A 17,687-nucleotide genomic window follows, 5' to 3' on the forward strand; every position below is an offset into this window, starting at 1 on the left:
CTGCCGGAGCGCTCATGCCGGATATTCTCCCGCCAGCGCACCAAACAGGATGACGGCGGCGGTGGAAGCGGCGCCGCCGCGCCCAAGCTGCTCGGCGAGCTCGGCAATCGTGGTGCGGACCAGCCGTTCGTCGGGACGCCCCAGAGATTCGGCGAACAGCGCCGGAGTGCTCGGAGCGAGGCCGTGCGCGATCAATTTTGCGGCAAGCGCCGGAAAGGTGCGCCGGCCCATATAGACCACGGTCGTGGCCTCGGGGTCGGCCAGTGCCGCCCAATTCAGATTGGGCGGCAGCTCGCCCGTGACGTCAGCGCCGGTGATGAACTGCACCCGGCGGGAGGTATGCCGGCGGGTCAGGGGAATGCCGGCCTGGGCGGCGGCGACACAGGCGGAGGTGACGCCGGGAACGATCTCGTAGCCGATGCCGGCTTCGCGCAGCGTCTCGATCTCCTCCTCGAGCCGGCCGAAAATGCCGGCATCGCCGGATTTAAGCCGCACCACGCGCGCGCCTGTTGCGGCATAGTCGACCAGGAGACGGTTGACGTGGTGCTGCTTGGTCGAAGGACGCCCGGCCCGCTTTCCCACCGCGACGAGATTGGCACCTGGCCGCGCAAGATCGAGGATCGCGCCGGAGGCAAGATCGTCATAAAGCACGACGTCAGCCTCGCGCAGCCGCTTGGCGCCTTTCACGGTGAGGAGCTCGGGATCGCCGGGACCGGCGGAAACGAAAGAGACAAAACCGCTCACCGGTCCTCCGCAATCAGATGGAAGAACGTGCCGGTGGCATGGCCACGGCGCGAGCCGGTTTCGGCAATGACCGCGCCGGTGGCGTCGTGCACGACCGCAAGCGGCGTATCGGGCTGGGCGAGGATGGTCGAATAGTGGAACTCGTGGCCGCGCAGGCGCGCCCCAGGTTGTTGCCCCGGCATCGGCGCGGCCAGTTCGGCAAGACGATAGCCGAGATGCATGCGGCGCTTGGCAAAGCTGGTCTCCAGGCCGAGCAGCCCTGTCATCTCATGGCGGATACCGTCGGCGTCGGTCAGGCCTGCACCCAGCACCATATAGCCTCCGCATTCGCCATGCACCGGCCGCGTCTCGGCGAAAGCGCGCAGTCCGCTGCGAAAGCGCGCATTGCCCGCGATCTTTCCTGCATGAAGCTCGGGATAGCCGCCGGGCAGCCAGCACACGTCGGCGCTCGCGTCGGGCACTTCATCGGCCAGCGGCGAGAACGGCACGATCTCGGCGCCCGCCGCGCGCCAGGCTTCCAGCATATGCGGATAGACGAACGAGAACGCCGCATCGCGCGCCAGCGCGATGCGCTGGCCGGGCGGCCTCACGTTCAAGCCGTTCGCCACAGCTTGCGGCGACCATTTGCCTGCCGAGTGGAGCACCGCATCGAGATCGACGTGCTCGGCGACAAAGCGCGCGGCTTCGTCGATCAGCTTGCCGATCTCGGCCTGCTCCTCGGCCTGCACGAGGCCGAGATGCCGCTTCGGCAGGCTGATCTCGGCATGGCGCGGCAGCGCGCCGAACACTTTGATGCCGGCCTCGTTCAGCGCGCGCCGCACCAGATCCTCATGGCGCGGGCTGGCGACGCGATTGAGCACGACGCCGCCAAGGCGCACGCCGGCGCGGTAATCGCGAAGGCCGGCGGCGATCGCTGCCGCAGTCTGCGCCTGGCCGGAGGGATCGATCACCAAAACCACCGGCCAGCCCAGCATCTCCGCGATATCAGCTGTCGCTCCGGTGCCGGAGACGCCGCGCGCAGCGACACCGTCGAACAGGCCCATCGATCCCTCGGCGAGCACGACATCTGCATTGCCGCCACGGCTGACGAGATGCGCGACGGCGCTGCGATCCATCGCCCAGCTGTCAACGTTGACCGAGGCGCGTCCCGTGGCGGCGGCGTGGAAGGCGGGATCGATATAGTCGGGCCCACTCTTGAAGCACTGCACGTTCAGGCCGCGATTGCGCCAGGCGCGGGCCAGCGCCAGCGTCAGCGTGGTCTTGCCGACACCGGAGGCCGGCGCGGAGATGACGAGGCTCGCCGCCATCACGACGCCTCCGGAAAGCGCGGCTCGGCACCGACGGGCCGGTAGCGGCGGTCGTAATCGGCGGCGTAGAGGCGGCTCTCGTCGAAATCGGCAGCGCCAAGCGTCTTGCCGACCAGGATCAACGCGGTGCGCTCCATCTCGCCACCCACGGCCGCATCGAGCGTTGCCAGCGTCGCGCGCACGATGCGCTGCTCCGGCCAGCTCGCGCGCCAGACGATCGCGACCGGGCAATTCGCGCCGTAATACGGCGTCAGCTCGGCGACGACCTGGTCGAGCAGATGGATCGACAGGGTGGATCGCGAGCACCGCGCCGGTCGCAGCGAACGCAGCGAGCTTCTCGCCCCCGGGCATCGCGCTGGCCCGGCCCGGCGTGCGCGTCAGCACGACCGTCTGAGCAAGACCGGGCAGCGTCAGCTCAGCCTCGAGCGCGGCCGCGGCAGCCGAGAACGAGGGAACGCCGGGTGTCACCGAGTAGGGAATCCCCAGCGCCCGCAAACGGCGGAGCTGCTCGCCCATCGCCGACCAGATTGAGAGATCGCCGGAATGCAGCCGCGCGACATCCAGGCCTGCCGCATGCGCGGCTGCGATCTCGGCGATGATCTCGTCGAGCGACATGGGCGCGGTATTGACGATGCGCGCGCCGGGCGGGCAATGCGCCAGCACGCCCTCCAGCACCAGCGAGCCGGCATAGAGACAGACTGGACAGGCCGCGATCAGGTCGCGGCCCCGCAACGTCAGCAGATCGGGCGCGCCCGGCCCGGCGCCGATGAAATGCACCGTCATACGCCGTCTCCTTCGGCGATCGCCGCGGTCGCACTGCGATCCTGCGAGACGACCCGTGTTGCAATCAACCGCGCGTGCGGACCGGCGACCACGAGCGCTGCAGCCTCGGCCACAGATCCGGTGCCGAATTTCTCCGCGACGAGCTTCGATTGCGTGGGCGTGTCGATGCCGGCCAGTGTCGCGACCGGAACAGCCCTGATCGGCACGCCGCATTCACGAGCGAGTTGCTTCAGCGCCTCGGTGTCGGCCTTGTCGCTGACAGTTGCCATCGCCGCAAGCCCTTCCGCACCGCCCGCAGCCAGCAGCGCTTCGCGCAGCGAAGTCAGCGTCACGTCGCGCTTGAAGCCTAAACCGGCGACCTTCATCGCACCACACTCCACTGCACCACGGGGCGTGCCGCCTCCCACGACCGATAGCGGCCGAGCGGGACGGCATGCGAAATTTCGGCCCGCATCAGTTCGCCGCCGTGACGCTGATGCAGCTCGCCGAGCAGAGCTTCCGTCTCCAGCGTCACAGCATGCGCCACGAGCCGCGTACCCGGCGAGAGCCGCGTCCAGATCGCATCAAATAACACTTCGTCGAGACCACCGCCAATGAAGACGGCATCCGGCGCTTCCAACCCGGCAAGAGCTTCCGGTGCCCTGCCCGTGACGACTGTGATCCGATGCGTCAGACCGAAGGCGGCCGCATTCTTGCGAATGTTCGCGACGCGATCCTCGCGCGCCTCGATTGCGGTAGCCGTCCCGCCGCACAGCGCCCACTCCACAGAGATCGATCCCGATCCGGCGCCGATGTCCCACAGCCGCTCCCCCGGACGCGGCGCCAGCGCGGAGAGCGCCAGTGCGCGGACCGGCCGCTTGGTGATCTGGCCGTCATGGACGAAGAGGTCGTCTGGCAGGCCCGAGCTGCGCGGAATGCCCTGTGCGCCCCTCGCCTCCACCGCTACCGCAACCAGATTGGCAGCGCGATCATCAGCAAAGTCCATTGCGCAATACTGCTGGACAGCTTCGCGCGGCCCGCCGAGCGCGGCGAGAGTCCAAAATGCGGAAGCGCCCCAGCCGCGTTCCGTCAGCCATTTCGCAAGATCGCCGGCGGCTTTGCCATCGCGCACGAGGCAAATGATGCGCGCGGCGCGCACCAGGTGCGGAGCGAGACGTTCGAATGATACAGCGTGCAGGCCGAGGCAAATGGTCGACTCCAGTCGCCAGCCCAGCCGCGCGGCCGCAAGCGAGAACGTCGACGGTGACGGATGCGCGATCCACTCGTCGCTGCCGAGCTTCTCGGCGAGGCTTGCGCCGGCGCCATGCCAGAACGGATCGCCGGAGGCGAGCACCACCGTCGGCCGACCGCGGCAGCTCAGCACGACATTCGCATCGAACGGCACCGGCCACGGACGGCCGCGGCTGCCAATTTCGGCAAGCGCAAGATGACGCTCGCCGCCGAACACGGTTTCGGCCCTGGCAAGCGCCTTTCGGCTTGCCTCCGACAGCCCAGCAAGGCCATCTTCGCCGATACCGATGATGGTCAGCCAGGGATCAGACATGATTCGCGCCCTCATTCTGGGCGGAACGGCCGATGCGAGCCTGCTCGCCGCGGAGATCGCGCGCGCCGGCATCGACGCCGTCTATTCCTATGGCGGCCGCACCCGCGCGCCGGCCGATCAGCCGCTGCCGACCCGCATCGGCGGGTTTGGCGGCGTGAGCGGGCTGACCGACTACATCCGCCGCGAAGGCATAACTCATGTGATCGATGCGACACATCCCTTCGCCGCGGAAATGAGCCGCAACGCCGTCGAGGCGTGCGCGCAGACGGGCACGCCGTTGCTTGCGCTGGAACGCGCGCCCTGGATCAAGGCGGCCGCCGACACCTGGCTGGAGGTGGTGGATGTCAACGCTGCGGTCGCCGCACTGCCGGACGCTCCGGCAAACGTGTTCCTCGCCATCGGCCGCCAGCACATCGCGCCGTTCGCGACGAAGCCGCAGCACGCCTACACGCTGCGCTTCGTCGATCCGCCCGAGGCGCCGCTGCCCTTCGCGGCCGATGTGATCGTGTCGCGCGGCCCCTTCACCTTCGACAGTGAGCTCGAGATGCTGCGCACGCGCGGCATCTCCTGGATCGTTGCCCGCAATTCCGGCGGCGACGGCGCACGCGCCAAGATCGACGCGGCCCGCAGGCTCGGCCTTCCCGTAATCATGATCTCGCGACCAGAGCTGCCGGAGCGCCGGCGGGTCGAGCGCGTCACTGACGTGATGCAATGGCTCGGTCATTCTACCCGCCTCGGCGCATAGACCCAGCGGCCGACGCGGCGTGTCTGCGAATTGCCGAGGATGACAAGCGTGCGCATGTCGGCCATCTCGGGCGTCGCCTGGCTCAGAGTCACGATCTCGATCTTTTCATCAGCCGCGCTGATCGCGCGCGCGAAGATCATGAGACGCTCGCCGCAGCCGGCCTCGCGAAGCAGCGCCAGCGCACGGCCGAATCCTTCCGGGCGGCTGGCCGAGCGCGGGTTGTACATCGCGATGGCAAAATCGGCTTCCGCCGCGAGGCGCAGGCGTTTCTCGATCACGGTCCACGGCTTGAGATTGTCGGAGAGGTTGATCGCGCAGAAATCATGTCCGAGCGGCGCGCCGGCACGCGCGGCGGCCGCCAGCATCGCGGTGACGCCGGGCAGCACGCGGATCGGCAGCTCCCGCCATTGCGGCGCCTGTTCGAGGGCCTCGAACACGGCGGACGCCATCGCGAACACGCCGGGATCGCCGGAAGAGATGACGACGACCTGGCCGCCGTCGGCGGCAAGCCGCAGGGCCTCGCTCGCACGTTGCAGCTCTTCGCGATTGTCGGAGGGATGCAGGGTGAGCCCAGGCCGCGGCGGCACGCGTGCGACATAAGGCGCATAGCCCAGAATATCGGTCGCCGTCGCAAGCGCCGCCGTGACCTCCGGCGTCACCAGCGCGTCGCTGCCCGGCCCGAGGCCCGCGATGGTCAGGGTGCCCGTCATTCGGCGGCGTCCAGATGCCGGCCCTTGCCGTGCACGAGCACGATCGCGAAGTAGGGGCAGTCGGCCGCGTCGATCTCGGCGAGCCGCACCACGCGCTCGCCCGGCATGGTGCCGCGCTCGACCAGCCAGGCATCGTCGAGCCGCCCGGCGCAGCGAAGCGCGCGGCGCACCTTTGCCAGATTGCGGCCGGTCTTCATGACGACCAGCGCATCGGAATCGCGCATGCGGCGTTCGAGCTCGGCCTCGGGGAGCGTCCCCATCAGCACCGTCGTCACGTCGTCGCCGAGCGCGATCGGCTGCCCGACGCCGTTCCAGCAGCCGACCATGCCGGGAATGCCGGCGATCACCTCGATCTCGACGCGGCCTTGCAGGCGCGTGTGCAGATGCATGAAGGAGCCGTAGAAATAGGGATCGCCCTCGCAGAGCACGACGACGTCGACGACGCGCGAAAGCCGCGCCAGGCGCTCGGCCCATTCGTCATAGAAATCTGCGAGCAGTTGCACGTATTCGGGGCTGTCGAAAGCAATCTCGGTCGTAACCGGATATTCCATTGGATATTCGGTAACGCCCGCAGCCAGCATGCCCTCGACGATGCGGCGCGCCTGGCCGGGCCTGCCCTTCTTGCGAAAATAGGCGACGTGGCTAGCGCCCCGCACCGTACGATCGGCACGCACGCTCATCAGATCAGGATCGCCGGGGCCGAGACCGCAGCAGATGATGCGTCCCATTTCTATTCGCTCCGGCTTGCCAGCGCGTTCACGGCAGCAACCGTGATGGCGGAGCCGCCGAGGCGGCCTTCAACGGTGAGCGCCGGTGCCGGCGGATCGGCCATCAGCGCGGCCTTGGATTCGGCCGCGCCGACGAAGCCGACGGGACAGCCGATGATCGCAGCCGGCCGCGGACAGTCGCGATCCTCCAGCATGTTGAGCAGATGAAACAGCGCGGTCGGTGCATTGCCGATCGCGACGATCGCGCCATCAAGATGCGGCCGCCACAGCTCCAGCGCAGCGGCCGAGCGCGTGTTGCGCATGGACTGCGCCAACGCGGGCACGGCGGGATCGCCGAGCGTGCAGATCACGGCATTGGCGGCGGGAAGTCTTGCGCGCGTAATGCCTTCGGAGACCATGCGCGCGTCGCACAGGATCGGCGCGCCCTTCTGCAAGGCCGCCCGCGCGGCTTTCGCCATACCAGGCGTGAAGCGGATATGCGCCTCGAGGCCGACCATGCCGGCGGCATGGATCATCCGCACCACCACCGGCTCCTCGTCCGGCGTGAAGCGCGCGAGATCGGCCTCGGCCCGGATGGTGGCAAAGGATTGCCGGTAGATCACAGCGCCGTCGGTCTCGTAGGTGTGCGGCATCAGTTCCCTCCGACCAGGATGGAGGGATCGCTGACGATGTCGGCGCCGTTCAGCCCACGCAGGGCCGGCGCGTCGCGGGTTGAGCCGTCGCGGACGAGATCGAACCCGGCGCGCGTTGCAATCAGCGTGACCGCAGCCGCGCCGGAATGGGCGCAGCCCTTGCCGCAGCCGGAGACGTGGAGCCGCGCGTCGGCGGCGATGCGCGGCGCCAGCGCCGCGGCTAGCGCGCGCGTATCGGCATGGGCCTCGCGGCAGCGCGGCGCGCCGCTGCAGGCGATGACGCGCAGCGCCGGATCATGGGGCCTCGTGATGAGCCCCGCCCCGCTCGGCATCTCGCGCTTGCCCTCGCTCAGCACCATCCGCCAGGGCGTCATGCGCAGCGCATGGCCGCAAGCAGAGAATTGATGCAGCGTCGCGTGCAGCATCTGCCCGAACGCCACCCCGACCATTGCGCCTTGCGGATAGTGCCCGGGCCGCACCGCGGCCATCACCGGCGCAGGCTCGGTCTCGCCGCGCAAGGATTGAGGCAACACGGCGCCGGATGCGATGTGAGCTGCCATGCGCCCACGCCCGCCTTTCGCACCGCCGGAGATGAGGAACCAGCTTGCGAGCGCCAGCGCCGCGCTCACAGCCTGGCCGCGATCGACGGAGCGGCCGAGCTTGGCGCCGTCCGCCCGCACCAGGAGACCGCCCGAGCGGTCGCGCTCGATGCGGATGTCGGCGGAATCGCCGGCGAGAACGCGCGACCGCCCGTCATCGATGGCGAAGCCGAACTTGGTGGGAAGGGCAAGGCCGGAATCGGCGAGCGCCTCTTCGAGCTCCGCCGTGAGCGACTGCGTTTCGTCGCCGTTGCTCCAGAACGGCGTCACCAGGATGTTGCGCCTGGCTTCGATGTCGGCGTCGGGATCGAGCAGTGCCAATCGCGCAAGGCCGTCGAGCAACGGCCGATGGCCGTCCTCCTGAACGCCCCTGATCTGCAAGTTAGCCCGGCTCGTGACGTCGATCAGACCATTGCCGAAGCGCTCGGCGAGTTCCGCAAGCCCGGAGATTTGCGGCGCTTCAAGGCGCCCGCCGAACGGACGCACGCGCACCACGAGCCCGTCGCCCGATCGCATCGGGCGCAGTGCGCCGGGACACCATCCCTTAACCGTGGCCGTGCTCATGACGCCTCCCGCAGCGCCGCTGCAATCGAATTGCGGCGGGTTCGCCAGAGCGAGGCTTCGTGCAGGCGCGTGAAGCAGGTTTCCATTGCGGCGAGTGCGGACGGATTTTCGCGCGCCATGAAGGCGCGGACGTCGTCGTTGCCGAGTGTCGCGTCGTAATAGAGGTCGAACAGATGCGGCGGCACGGCGCCGGCGAGATGTGCGAAGGCGGCCATGTGCTCCAGCGTCGCGGTGATCTCGGCGGCGCCGCGGAAACCGTGGCGCATCATGCCGGCGATCCAGTCCGGATTGGCCGCGCGTGCGCGAACGACGCGCGATATCTCTTCCGTCAGCGTGCGCGCATGCGGTTCGCCCGGCCGTGTCGCATCGAGATGATAGAGCGACGGCGCGCCTGCCCCGAGGTGCGCGGCTGCTGCGGCGATGCCTGCCTCATGCGCGGCATAGTCGGCGGCGAGCAGCAGATCGGTTTCGGGCAAGTCCTGGACGTGGACAAAAGCATCGGCGGACGCGAGACGCTGTTCGATACCTGCGCGATCCCGCTGCATCGCGCCATCTGCAGAGAACGCCCAGGACGATGCCGACAGCCACGCTTCGCCAGCGGCCTCGCGCGTCTCCGGCGTGAAGGCATCCGGGATCGCCGACAGGCCGACGCCGTATTGTCCGGGCCGCGGCGCGAACACGCGGCGCGCACGATGCCGATAGGGGTTCTCATCGCCCTCGTCCTCGCGCGCGGCGAGCGCCTCGGCGGCGGCTTCGAACAATTGCGCCAGACCTGCGAAGACGTCGCGGAACAGGCCGGATACGCGCAGCGTGACGTCGATGCGCGGGCGGCCGAGCTCGGCCGGCGCGATGATGTCATAACCGGTGACGCGGCCGGACGCATGATCCCAGCGCGGCGCAAGGCCGGCCAGATGCAGTGCCATCGCAAACTCTTCGCCTGCGGTGCGCATGGTCGCCGACCCCCAGAGATCGACGACGAGACCCCTCGGCCAGTCGCCATGATCCTGCAGATGGCGCCGCAGCAGCTCTTCGGCGAGCTTGATGCCTTGGGCATGCGCCGATGGCGTCGGCACCGCGCGCGGGTCGACGGCGAAGAGATTGCGCCCTGTCGGCAGCACGTCCTGACGCCCGCGATACGGGGAGCCCGACGGCCCCGGCGCGACGCGTTTGCCAGCGAGCGCGGAACGCAATGCATCGCGTTCCGCATCGGCACAAGCGCCGCGGCCGAACACGTGCAGGCCGTCGCCGAACTGGCTCTCCTTGAGATCGCACACGAAGCGGTCGATCCGCGGGATCGCTTCGGCCGGTGCGGCCGAGGCATCGAGGCCGAGATCGTCTTCGAGACCCGCTGCCCGCGCCTCGTCACGGATCGCCGCGATCAGGCGTTGGCGACGGGCGGGATCGAGGCCGTCAGCGGTCGAATACTCATCGAGCAACCGTTCCAGCCGACGTAGACCTTCCGGCACCGCTGATGTCTCAAGCGGCGGTGGCAAATGGCCGATGGTGACCGCGCCGATGCGCCGCTTGGCCTGCGCGGCCTCGCCGGGATCGTTGACGATGAAGGGATAGATGACGGGAAGATCGCCGATCAGCGCTTCCGGCCAGCAGCTCGAGGACAGCGCCACGGATTTTCCGGGCAGCCATTCCAGCGTGCCGTGCGCGCCCATATGCACGACAGCATCGCAGCCTTGCTGCCTGAGCCAGAGATAGAATGCGACATAGGCATGGCGCGGCGTGCGGGTGAGATCGTGATAATCGGCATCGCGCGAGGCCGCATCGCCGCGCTCGGGCTGGACTGCGATGACCGACCGGCCGCACTGAATCGCGGCGAAGTGGAACGCGCCATCGCGGCAGCTCGGGTCGTTTTCCACCGCGCCCCAGGCGCGCGCGAGATCGTCCTGCAAGGATTGCGGCAGGCGCGACAGCCCCGCGCGATAATCGGCAACACTCCAGGTCAAACTCTGCCTTAGCAGCGTCTCGCCGAGCGCATCGATCGGCGCGACATCGAAGCCGGCCTCCGCCAGATCGGACAGTAACGCTTCGACTGACGCCAGCGCGTCGAGCCCAACCGCATGCGCGATCTGGTGCGGACGACCGGGATAGTTCGAGAGCACGACGGTCAGCCGCTTCTCGCCGGCGGGCTTCTGCGCAAGGCGATGCCAGGCCGTAACGCGCGCGGCGACCGCCTTCACGCATTCCTCATCCGGCCTGTGCGCCAGATGCGCAAACTGCAAATCCGGATCGCGCTGACCGGCCGATTTGAAGCTCACCACGCCTGCGAACAGGCGGCCGTCGACCTCCGGCAGCACCACATGCATCGCGAGATCGCCGGGCGACAGGCCACGCAGTGATTCCGCCCAATCCTCGCGCCGCGCCGTCGAGAGCGCGACCTGGAACACCGGACAGGACGCGGCATCGAATGGCGTCGTGCCGTCGTCGCCAAGGGCCGAGAACGCCGTCGCATTGACGATCGCCGCCGCAGGATGTTGCGCCAGATGCGCGCGCAGCCAGTCGGCAACGCCCGGCGCCTTCAGCGAGGTGACGAACGCGCCGTAGGCGTCAAATCCCTTCTCGCGCAGCGCGACAATCAAGGCGTCAACCGGCCCCGTATCGGCGGCGGTGAGATAGGAGCGATAGAACGTCACGAGTGCGCGCGGCTTGCCCTCGCCGCCCGCCGGCGCGGCAATGACGCCGCGCGCGGGATCGTAGAATCCCATCTCGGGCACGGTCATCTCGCCGATGACCGGGCCAGCATAGAGGCCTGAGGCCAGCGCGAGCTGCGCGATCGCCGCTTGCGCGGCGACCGGGCCACCGGTGTCGCAGAGCACCTTGAGCCGACGCAGCGTCGAGACCGGCAGGGTCGAGTACCCGTCCAGCCGCGTGTCGTCGCGGCCGTCGGCCGGCAGCACCGCCAGCACGATGCCGCGATCCTTCGCGAGTTGCTGGAGCGCCGCAAGCCCGTACGCCCAATAGGACTCCCCGCCGATCAGGCGCACCAATATGCCGCGCGCCTGCGACAGCGTGCGCTCGATGTAGGTGTCGACCGACAGCGGATGCCGCAGCTCCGCGAGATTGGCCAGCCGCAGCGACGGCAGGCTGCCCCGACCGCGCCGCCAGCCGGCCGCGAACGCGGCCAAATCGGAATCCGAATACGAGAGCACCACGAGATCGGCCGGGTCCTGGCCGATGTCTCTTGGCGTCGCGGTCTCCTCGAGACCGCGGCTCTCGCGGAAGACGACGTGCATCAGATACCAAGTCCTGCCTTGATGGCGGCCTCGTCGATATCGCCATGCTCGCCGATCACGACGAGCTTGGACTGCCTGTGACCCGCGCCCCATGGCTTGTCGAACTGATGGCGCACCCGCTCGCCGACCGCCTGCAGCAACAGGCGCATCGGCTTGCCCGCGACCGCGATGTAGCCCTTGGCCCGCAGGACGTTCTGCTCGCGCGCCAGCTTCTGGACGGAGGCAACCAGTTCCTCGATATCCGCCACCTCCGGAAGGTCGATCACGACGGAGGCGAAATCATCATGCTCATGCTCTTCCTCGCCGTCGTGATGCGAGGGCCGCGCGGCGAGATCATTCTCGGCCGCAGCGCCGAGGCCGAGGATGACGCGCGCATCGATCGCGCCGTCGGTGACCGGCAGCATCGGCACGCGGCGCGGCATCTCGGCGGTGATCGCCGCCTTTGCGGCTTCGATGCCTGCGGCGCCCGCAAGGTCGGCCTTGGTCAGCAGCACGATGTCGGCGCAGGCGATCTGGTCCTCGAACACTTCCGACAGCGGCGTCTCGTGATCGAGATTGTCGTCCGCCGCGCGCTGCGCTTCCACCGCAGCCGGATCCGGCGCGAAGCGGCCGGCCGCGACGGCCTCGGCGTCGGCCAGCGCGATCACGCCGTCGACCGTGATGCGCGAGCGGATCTCCGGCCAGTCGAACGCCTTCAGCAGCGGCTTTGGCAGCGCCAGGCCCGAGGTCTCGATCAGGATGTGATCGGGCCGCACCGGCCGCGCCAGCAATTGCTCCATGGTCGGAATGAAATCGTCGGCGACGGTGCAGCAGATGCAGCCATTGGCGAGCTCGACGATGTTCTCCTCCGGGCAGTTCGCATCGGCGCAGGACTTCAGGATCTCGCCGTCGACGCCTTCGCTGCCGAACTCGTTGACGAGCACCGCGAGCTTCTTGCCGCCGGCGTTGCTGAGCAGATGCTGGATCAGCGTCGTCTTGCCGGAGCCCAGGAAACCCGTGACCACCGTGACGGGGACTTTTGCGAGCGAGTTCATTCGGCGGCCTCCGGCACGACGGCAATGGGGGGAATGCGGGCAAGCGACTGCTTGCGGAAGATCTCGGGACGGCTGCGCCATGGCACGATCCCATCAGGCGCGGCGGCATAAGCCGCAGCGCCCGCGACCACGTCGCGCGCATTCGTCTCCGACAGGCGGCCATAGACATAGGACCAGCGGCCGGGCGCGCTGAGCGCGACCGAGCAGCCCTGGCTGCAGGCCGACAGGCATTCGACGGGAACCACGCTGACGCCCTCGGGCACGCCGGCCTCGAGAATCGCGCCATGCAGGCGCTTGCCGGGCGTCGTCTCGCCCTCTCCAAGCGTCTGGCCGGCGCGGCAGGTAATGCAGACATGAAGTGTGACGGTCATCGCCTCTTCCAGATAACAGCGGGAGGCGATGAGGCGCACGGACCATTCTCCAGAAAGGCCCGCTTCCCCGTCGCGGAACACCCCGTCCGCCGGTCCAAAACTCGTCCGCGCTGGCAGGTCTCCCGGCTTGCGGAGCAGGGTTTTGGCCCTTCGATCCCCGCCTTCCCGATTCCAAAAGGAATCAGTGGCTTCGGGCATCTCTCCGGTCACGGTCGCGGGGGCGGCTGCAGTTTGGATCCAGATCTTGCCGATTCGGACCCTATCGCATTCCCTCTTCGCCTGTCATAGGACAGGAACCAACGCCGGGCCACCATTTGCCGGTGGCCGCCACTTGTCAAGCCGAAGGACCGGGTCCCATGACATCTGAACCGGATACCCAAACAGCCGAGGAAACCGACATCAGGCATGCCCAGAAAATGGCGAAGAAGAAGGCCGCCCGCGACAAGATCATGGCGACCAAGAGCGGCGAAAAGGGCCTGATCATCGTCCATACCGGCGCCGGCAAGGGAAAATCCTCCTCGGCCTTCGGCATGATCGTCCGCTGCGTCGCGCATGGCTTCCCTTGCGCGGTGGTGCAATTCATCAAGGGCGCCTGGGACACGGGCGAGCGGCGACTGCTCACCGGCCATTTCGGCGACCTCTGTCAGTTCCACGCGATGGGCGAAGGCTTCACCTGGGAGACGCAGGACCGCGCCCGCGACATCGCCGCCGCACGCGCCGGCTGGGAGAAGGCCAAAGAGCTGATCCTCGACGAGCGGCTGCGCATGGTCGTGCTCGACGAGATCAACATCGCGCTGCGCTACGACTATCTCGATATCGCCGAAGTCGTCGAGTTCCTGACGACCCAAAAGCCTGCGATGACGCATGTCGTGCTCACCGGGCGCAACGCCAAGGACGAGCTGATCGAGATCGCCGACCTCGTCACCGAGATGACGCTGGTCAAGCATCCGTTCCGTTCCGGCATCAAGGCGCAGGCCGGCGTCGAGTTTTGATGCTGATGAGATTGGATTCTAATGCTGCGCCAAGGGAGGTATGCTCCCTCCCCCGCTTGCGGGGGAGGGTTGGGGAGAGGGCATCTACGCAATCGAGAGCCCCCAAGAGGAGAAAACCCTCACCCGTGCCTTCGGCACGACCTCTCCCGCAAGCGGGAGAGGTGCACCGAGCCCGCAGCTGCTTGATTCAACTCAATCCCATTCCGCTTTAAAAGATATCGATGGCACGCGCATTGATGATCCAGGGGGCCGGCTCGGACGTGGGCAAGTCGCTCATCGTCGCCGGCCTTGCGCGCGCCTTTGCGCGCCGTGGTCTGCGGGTGCTGCCGTTCAAGCCGCAGAACATGTCGAACAACGCCGCGGTCACCGTCGACGGCGGCGAGATCGGCCGCGCCCAAGCGCTGCAGGCGCTCGCCGCCGGTGTCGAGCCGCACACCGACATGAACCCGGTGCTGCTCAAGCCCGAGACCGATGTCGGCGCGCAAGTCGTGGTTCACGGCAAGCGCATCGCGACCGCACGCGCGCGCGACTACGCGGCGATGAAGCCGTCGCTGATGGGCGCGGTGCTCGAGAGTTTCGAGCGCCTGAAGGCGCGCGCCGATCTCGTGCTGGTCGAAGGTGCCGGCAGCCCGGCCGAGGTGAATTTGCGCAGGTCCGACATCGCCAATATGGGCTTTGCCCGCAAGGCGAATGTGCCGGTCGTGCTGGTCGGCGACATCGACCGCGGCGGTGTCATTGCCCAGCTCGTCGGCATCAAGACGGTGATCGACCCCGACGATGCCGCGATGATCTCCGGCTTCGTCATCAACAAGTTCCGCGGCGACCCCACCCTGTTCGACGACGGCTACAATCTGATCGAGCAAAAGACCGCATGGCGCGGGTTTGGCGTGCTGCCCTGGTTTCCGCGTGCTGGCGAGCTGCCGGCCGAAGACGCGCTCGGCCTGCGCGATGCGCGCAAGCCGGGCCGATGCAAGATCGCCTGTCTCGCGCTGTCGCGGATTGCCAACTTCGACGATCTCGATCCGCTCAAGCTCGAGCCAGGCGTCGATCTCGTGATGGTGCGCCCGGGCGAAGCGATCCCGGGCGACGTGCGCCTCGTCATCATTCCCGGCTCCAAATCCACGCGCGGCGACCTCGCCTTCCTGCGCACGCAGGGCTGGGACATCGACCTGCTCGCGCACCACCGCCGGGGCGGCCATGTGCTCGGCCTCTGCGGCGGCTATCAGATGCTGGGACGCAGCGTCGCCGACCCCGAAGGCATCGAGGGCCCCGCCGGCGACACGCCGGGCCTCGGGCTTCTCGATGTCGAGACGGTGATGAGCCCGCAAAAAACCCTCACGCGTGTTGCGGCCGTGCACGCAACCACCGAGCAGCCGATCGAAGCCTATGAGATCCATATCGGCCGCACCGAAGGCCCCGATCGTGCGCGGCCATTTGCGAAGGTGAGCGGCGAGGCGGAAGGCGCGATCTCCAGGGACAGCCGAGTGCAGGGCAGCTATCTGCACGGCCTGTTCACGTCGGATGATTTCCGCAAGGCGTATCTCGCCGAGCTCGACATTCCCGCAGGCGACGAGCCCTATCACGCCAGGATCGAGAGCGCGCTCAATGCACTGGCCGATCACATCGAGGAGCATCTCGACGTCGAAGGCCTGCTCGCGCTAGCGCGCTAGGCCCTCGGCAAGGCGCGTCCATTCGGCTTCACCGCCGGGAAGCCCGAGCCGCAACCATGTCGGCTGTTGCGCGAAGACGCGGGGCCAGATTTGCCCACGCGCGAGCTTCTCCTGCGCGGCCAGCGCGTCACGCGTCTGGTAAAGACGAAACAGCGGTGTGCCGCCGATGAGCCGCCAGCCTTGCGAAGACGCCATCTCGTCGAGGCGAGCACAATCGCGCGCGAGCCGCGCCGACGCCGCCTCGGCCCAGGCCTCATCGCGCAAGGCACGGCAGCCGATTTCGATCGCTGCGCCCGAAACGGGCCATGGACCGGACATCGCGGCAAGCCTGCCGATGTCGGCGGCATGACCGATGGCGAATCCGAGCCGCAGGCCGGCAAGCCCGTAAAACTTGCCGAACGAGCGCAGCACCAGCAGTCCCGCCTGATTCGCCTGCGGCGCAAGCGACAGCTGCGGAACGGCGTCGGCAAAGCTCTCGTCAATGACGAGACGGCCGACGCGCGGCAGCAGCGCCAATAGATCCTGTGGCGCAGAACGCCGGCCATCCGGATTGTTGGGATTGACGACGATGGCGAGGTCCGCGCCCGGCAGCGCGCCAAGCTCTCCGACTTCCTGCACCTCCCAGCCTGCGGCAGACAGCACGCCGGCATATTCATTGTAGGTCGGCGCGAAAATACGCGCGCGACCGGGCGGCACGAGTTGCGGCAGCAATTGGATCGCAGCCTGCGCACCGCCAAGCGCAACGATTGGCGCGCCGGTGCGGTACGCGTGCCCTGCGGCCTGATGCAGCGCCTCGATCTCGGCACGTGACGGCAGCGCGCTCCACGCGCGCGCGCTCACCTCGCTCACGGGATAGGGCAGCCGGTTGATGCCGGTCGACAGATCGATCCAATCCTCCGCGCGTCCGCCAAAACGCTGCTGGGCCAGGTCCAGATTTCCACCGTGCTCGCGCATGCCCCGTTGTTTCATGCGAAGGCCAGGATCGCAAGCAGGCCTGCGACCAGCAGCATGGCGCGACGGTAGACGGTCAGCGCCTCCGCGATGTCGGCGGCGCGCGGATCGCGCGCGCCTTTGTTCAGCCAGGGCTCGTCGGTCGCGCTGCCGTGATAGATGCGGGGACCGCTGAGCCGCACACCGAGTCCGCCCGCCATCGCCGCTTCCGGCCAGCCGGCATTGGGCGAGCGATGATGGCGTGCATCGCGCGTCATGCAGGCCAATGCTTCCGACCGTTGCGGTGCCAGCAGCACGAACAGGAATCCGGTCAGCCGCGCCGGGATGAAATTGGCGACATCGTCGATGCGCGCTGCCGCCCAGCCAAAGGCTTCGTGCCGTTCGCTGCGATGGCCGATCATGGAGTCCAGCGTGTTGATCGCCTTGTAGCCGAGGATACCGGGCAGGCCGAACAGCGCGCCCCAGAACACCGGCGCGACGATGCCGTCTGAGGCGTTCTCGGCAAGGCTCTCGATCGCCGCGCGCGCGATGCCGGCCTCATCGAGGCTTGCGGGATCGCGGCCGACGATGCGCGAGACCGCATCGCGCGCGGCGGCGACGTCGCCGGCAAGCAAGGGCATGGCGACGGCCGCCACATGATCATGCAGCGAGCGCAGCGCGACCAGCGGCCAGGCCAGGATGCCAATCAGCACGATCTGGATCCAGCCCGAAGGAAGCAGTGATTGCAGCGCCCAGCCGAGCGCCGCGGAGAGCGCGATCACCGCAAGCGCGCCGGCGACGCCGGCCGCTCGACGCAATGCCGGCGGATCGGACGCGCGATTCCAGGCGGTGTCGATGGCCGCAATGAGCCCGCCCAGCCAGGTGACAGGATGCCCGATCCGCGCGAACAGCCACGCCGGCCAGCCCAGAAGGGCGTCCACCGCCATCGCCACCACCATCGCGCCCGCAAAGTCCACATCTAGCTCCTGTCCCGCCCCTGTTGCGCAAGACGGCGGCCGAGTGCAAGCCCCTCGCCGCCTGTTTTCGGCTTTGTCTTTGGCCGCGTTTGATGATTAGTGCTGCGGCAGGA

Annotated in this window: 16 protein-coding genes, 1 pseudogene and 1 riboswitch; of the genes and pseudogenes, 3 read left to right on the forward strand and 14 right to left on the reverse strand. The window is 68.1% G+C overall.

All coding sequences use genetic code 11. The features are described 5' to 3' along the window. Nucleotides 1-12 precede the first annotated feature (12 nt). The 5 genes and pseudogenes from cobA to cbiE form a co-directional block, all read right to left on the reverse strand. Complete coding sequence (gene cobA, locus ABIA45_RS13635) at nt 13-744, reverse strand: uroporphyrinogen-III C-methyltransferase (protein WP_404652398.1); 732 nt, start codon at nt 742-744, stop codon at nt 13-15. Further along, nucleotides 741-2,051: a cobyrinate a,c-diamide synthase gene (locus ABIA45_RS13640; RefSeq protein WP_404652400.1), complete on the reverse strand. Its 1,311-nt coding sequence runs from the start codon at nt 2,049-2,051 to the stop codon at nt 741-743. Before ABIA45_RS13640 ends, cobA begins: the two co-directional genes overlap by 4 nt. After that, nucleotides 2,051-2,834, reverse strand: a pseudogene (gene cobM, locus ABIA45_RS13645) (precorrin-4 C(11)-methyltransferase). Before cobM ends, ABIA45_RS13640 begins: the two are co-directional and overlap by 1 nt. Beyond that, a complete protein-coding gene (locus ABIA45_RS13650) occupies nt 2,831-3,199 on the reverse strand; it encodes a cobalamin biosynthesis protein (protein ID WP_157282585.1) in 369 nt (122 codons plus the stop codon). Before ABIA45_RS13650 ends, cobM begins: the two are co-directional and overlap by 4 nt. After that, nucleotides 3,196-4,377 (reverse strand): precorrin-6y C5,15-methyltransferase (decarboxylating) subunit CbiE, encoded by a 1,182-nt coding sequence (gene cbiE, locus ABIA45_RS13655; RefSeq protein ID WP_271541193.1) that lies wholly within the window; start codon nt 4,375-4,377, stop codon nt 3,196-3,198. The genes ABIA45_RS13650 and cbiE overlap by 4 nt, the downstream gene beginning before the upstream one ends. Here cbiE and ABIA45_RS13660 point away from each other — a divergent pair. Next, nucleotides 4,376-5,122 (forward strand): cobalt-precorrin-6A reductase, encoded by a 747-nt coding sequence (locus ABIA45_RS13660; protein WP_271541195.1) that lies wholly within the window; start codon nt 4,376-4,378, stop codon nt 5,120-5,122. The two genes, cbiE and ABIA45_RS13660, sit on opposite strands and share 2 nt — an antisense overlap. On the opposite strand, the gene cobJ is transcribed toward ABIA45_RS13660, so the two are convergent. The 7 genes from cobJ to ABIA45_RS13695 are packed head-to-tail and all read right to left on the reverse strand — an operon-like array spanning nt 5,098 to nt 13,005. Continuing rightward, a complete protein-coding gene (cobJ, locus tag ABIA45_RS13665; protein WP_271541197.1) occupies nt 5,098-5,832 on the reverse strand; it encodes a precorrin-3B C(17)-methyltransferase in 735 nt (244 codons plus the stop codon). The two genes, ABIA45_RS13660 and cobJ, sit on opposite strands and share 25 nt — an antisense overlap. Beyond that, nucleotides 5,829-6,560 (reverse strand): precorrin-2 C(20)-methyltransferase, encoded by a 732-nt coding sequence (locus ABIA45_RS13670; RefSeq protein WP_271541199.1) that lies wholly within the window; start codon nt 6,558-6,560, stop codon nt 5,829-5,831. The genes cobJ and ABIA45_RS13670 overlap by 4 nt, the downstream gene beginning before the upstream one ends. 2 nt (nt 6,561-6,562) lie before the next feature. Next, nucleotides 6,563-7,192, reverse strand: coding sequence for a precorrin-8X methylmutase (locus ABIA45_RS13675; RefSeq protein ID WP_271541201.1), 630 nt, complete (start codon nt 7,190-7,192; stop codon nt 6,563-6,565). Beyond that, nucleotides 7,192-8,355 carry a precorrin-3B synthase gene (cobG, locus tag ABIA45_RS13680; protein ID WP_271541203.1) on the reverse strand — a complete coding sequence of 388 codons (1,164 nt, stop codon included), beginning with the start codon at nt 8,353-8,355 and terminating at the stop codon, nt 7,192-7,194. The genes ABIA45_RS13675 and cobG overlap by 1 nt, the downstream gene beginning before the upstream one ends. Next, on the reverse strand, nt 8,352-11,600 hold the full coding sequence (gene cobN, locus ABIA45_RS13685; protein WP_404652403.1) for a cobaltochelatase subunit CobN: 3,249 nt from the start codon (nt 11,598-11,600) through the stop codon (nt 8,352-8,354). The genes cobG and cobN overlap by 4 nt, the downstream gene beginning before the upstream one ends. After that, nucleotides 11,600-12,634, reverse strand: a complete 1,035-nt coding sequence (gene cobW, locus ABIA45_RS13690; RefSeq protein ID WP_404652404.1) for a cobalamin biosynthesis protein CobW — start codon at nt 12,632-12,634, stop codon at nt 11,600-11,602. Before cobW ends, cobN begins: the two co-directional genes overlap by 1 nt. Continuing rightward, nucleotides 12,631-13,005, reverse strand: coding sequence for a DUF1636 domain-containing protein (locus ABIA45_RS13695; protein ID WP_275501001.1), 375 nt, complete (start codon nt 13,003-13,005; stop codon nt 12,631-12,633). The genes cobW and ABIA45_RS13695 overlap by 4 nt, the downstream gene beginning before the upstream one ends. Before the next feature lie 94 nt (nt 13,006-13,099). Further along, nucleotides 13,100-13,321, reverse strand: a riboswitch (cobalamin riboswitch). Between the two features lie 40 nt (nt 13,322-13,361). Between ABIA45_RS13695 and cobO the strand changes: the two genes are divergently transcribed. Together cobO and ABIA45_RS13705 are read left to right on the forward strand one after the other, a co-directional pair. Next, nucleotides 13,362-13,997: a cob(I)yrinic acid a,c-diamide adenosyltransferase gene (gene cobO, locus ABIA45_RS13700; RefSeq protein WP_404652406.1), complete on the forward strand. Its 636-nt coding sequence runs from the start codon at nt 13,362-13,364 to the stop codon at nt 13,995-13,997. Between the two features lie 221 nt (nt 13,998-14,218). Continuing rightward, a complete protein-coding gene (locus tag ABIA45_RS13705; RefSeq protein ID WP_404652407.1) occupies nt 14,219-15,667 on the forward strand; it encodes a cobyric acid synthase in 1,449 nt (482 codons plus the stop codon). On the opposite strand, the gene cobD is transcribed toward ABIA45_RS13705, so the two are convergent. After that, nucleotides 15,656-16,621 (reverse strand): threonine-phosphate decarboxylase CobD, encoded by a 966-nt coding sequence (gene cobD, locus ABIA45_RS13710; protein WP_404655667.1) that lies wholly within the window; start codon nt 16,619-16,621, stop codon nt 15,656-15,658. The two genes, ABIA45_RS13705 and cobD, sit on opposite strands and share 12 nt — an antisense overlap. A gap of 11 nt (nt 16,622-16,632) precedes the next feature. Beyond that, a complete protein-coding gene (gene cbiB / locus ABIA45_RS13715; RefSeq protein ID WP_404652408.1) occupies nt 16,633-17,574 on the reverse strand; it encodes an adenosylcobinamide-phosphate synthase CbiB in 942 nt (313 codons plus the stop codon). Nucleotides 17,575-17,687: the final 113 nt, after the last annotated feature.

Origin of the sequence: Bradyrhizobium sp. USDA 336 (genome assembly GCF_044908355.1) — a bacterium.
Taxonomy (GTDB): domain Bacteria; phylum Pseudomonadota; class Alphaproteobacteria; order Rhizobiales; family Xanthobacteraceae; genus Bradyrhizobium; species Bradyrhizobium yuanmingense.

Coding starts and splice junctions, on each gene's coding strand:
- ABIA45_RS13640 (WP_404652400.1), bottom strand. CDS start 2,051: ATGGCGGCGAGCCTCGTCATCTCCGCGCCGGCCTCCGGTGTCGGCAAG.
- ABIA45_RS13650 (WP_157282585.1), bottom strand. CDS start 3,199: ATGAAGGTCGCCGGTTTAGGCTTCAAGCGCGACGTGACGCTGACTTCG.
- ABIA45_RS13660 (WP_271541195.1), top strand. CDS start 4,376: ATGATTCGCGCCCTCATTCTGGGCGGAACGGCCGATGCGAGCCTGCTC.
- cbiE (WP_271541193.1), bottom strand. CDS start 4,377: ATGTCTGATCCCTGGCTGACCATCATCGGTATCGGCGAAGATGGCCTT.
- cobJ (WP_271541197.1), bottom strand. CDS start 5,832: ATGACGGGCACCCTGACCATCGCGGGCCTCGGGCCGGGCAGCGACGCG.
- ABIA45_RS13670 (WP_271541199.1), bottom strand. CDS start 6,560: ATGGGACGCATCATCTGCTGCGGTCTCGGCCCCGGCGATCCTGATCTG.
- ABIA45_RS13675 (WP_271541201.1), bottom strand. CDS start 7,192: ATGCCGCACACCTACGAGACCGACGGCGCTGTGATCTACCGGCAATCC.
- cobG (WP_271541203.1), bottom strand. CDS start 8,355: ATGAGCACGGCCACGGTTAAGGGATGGTGTCCCGGCGCACTGCGCCCG.
- cobN (WP_404652403.1), bottom strand. CDS start 11,600: ATGCACGTCGTCTTCCGCGAGAGCCGCGGTCTCGAGGAGACCGCGACG.
- cobW (WP_404652404.1), bottom strand. CDS start 12,634: ATGAACTCGCTCGCAAAAGTCCCCGTCACGGTGGTCACGGGTTTCCTG.
- ABIA45_RS13695 (WP_275501001.1), bottom strand. CDS start 13,005: ATGACCGTCACACTTCATGTCTGCATTACCTGCCGCGCCGGCCAGACG.
- cobO (WP_404652406.1), top strand. CDS start 13,362: ATGACATCTGAACCGGATACCCAAACAGCCGAGGAAACCGACATCAGG.
- ABIA45_RS13705 (WP_404652407.1), top strand. CDS start 14,219: ATGGCACGCGCATTGATGATCCAGGGGGCCGGCTCGGACGTGGGCAAG.
- cobD (WP_404655667.1), bottom strand. CDS start 16,621: ATGCGCGAGCACGGTGGAAATCTGGACCTGGCCCAGCAGCGTTTTGGC.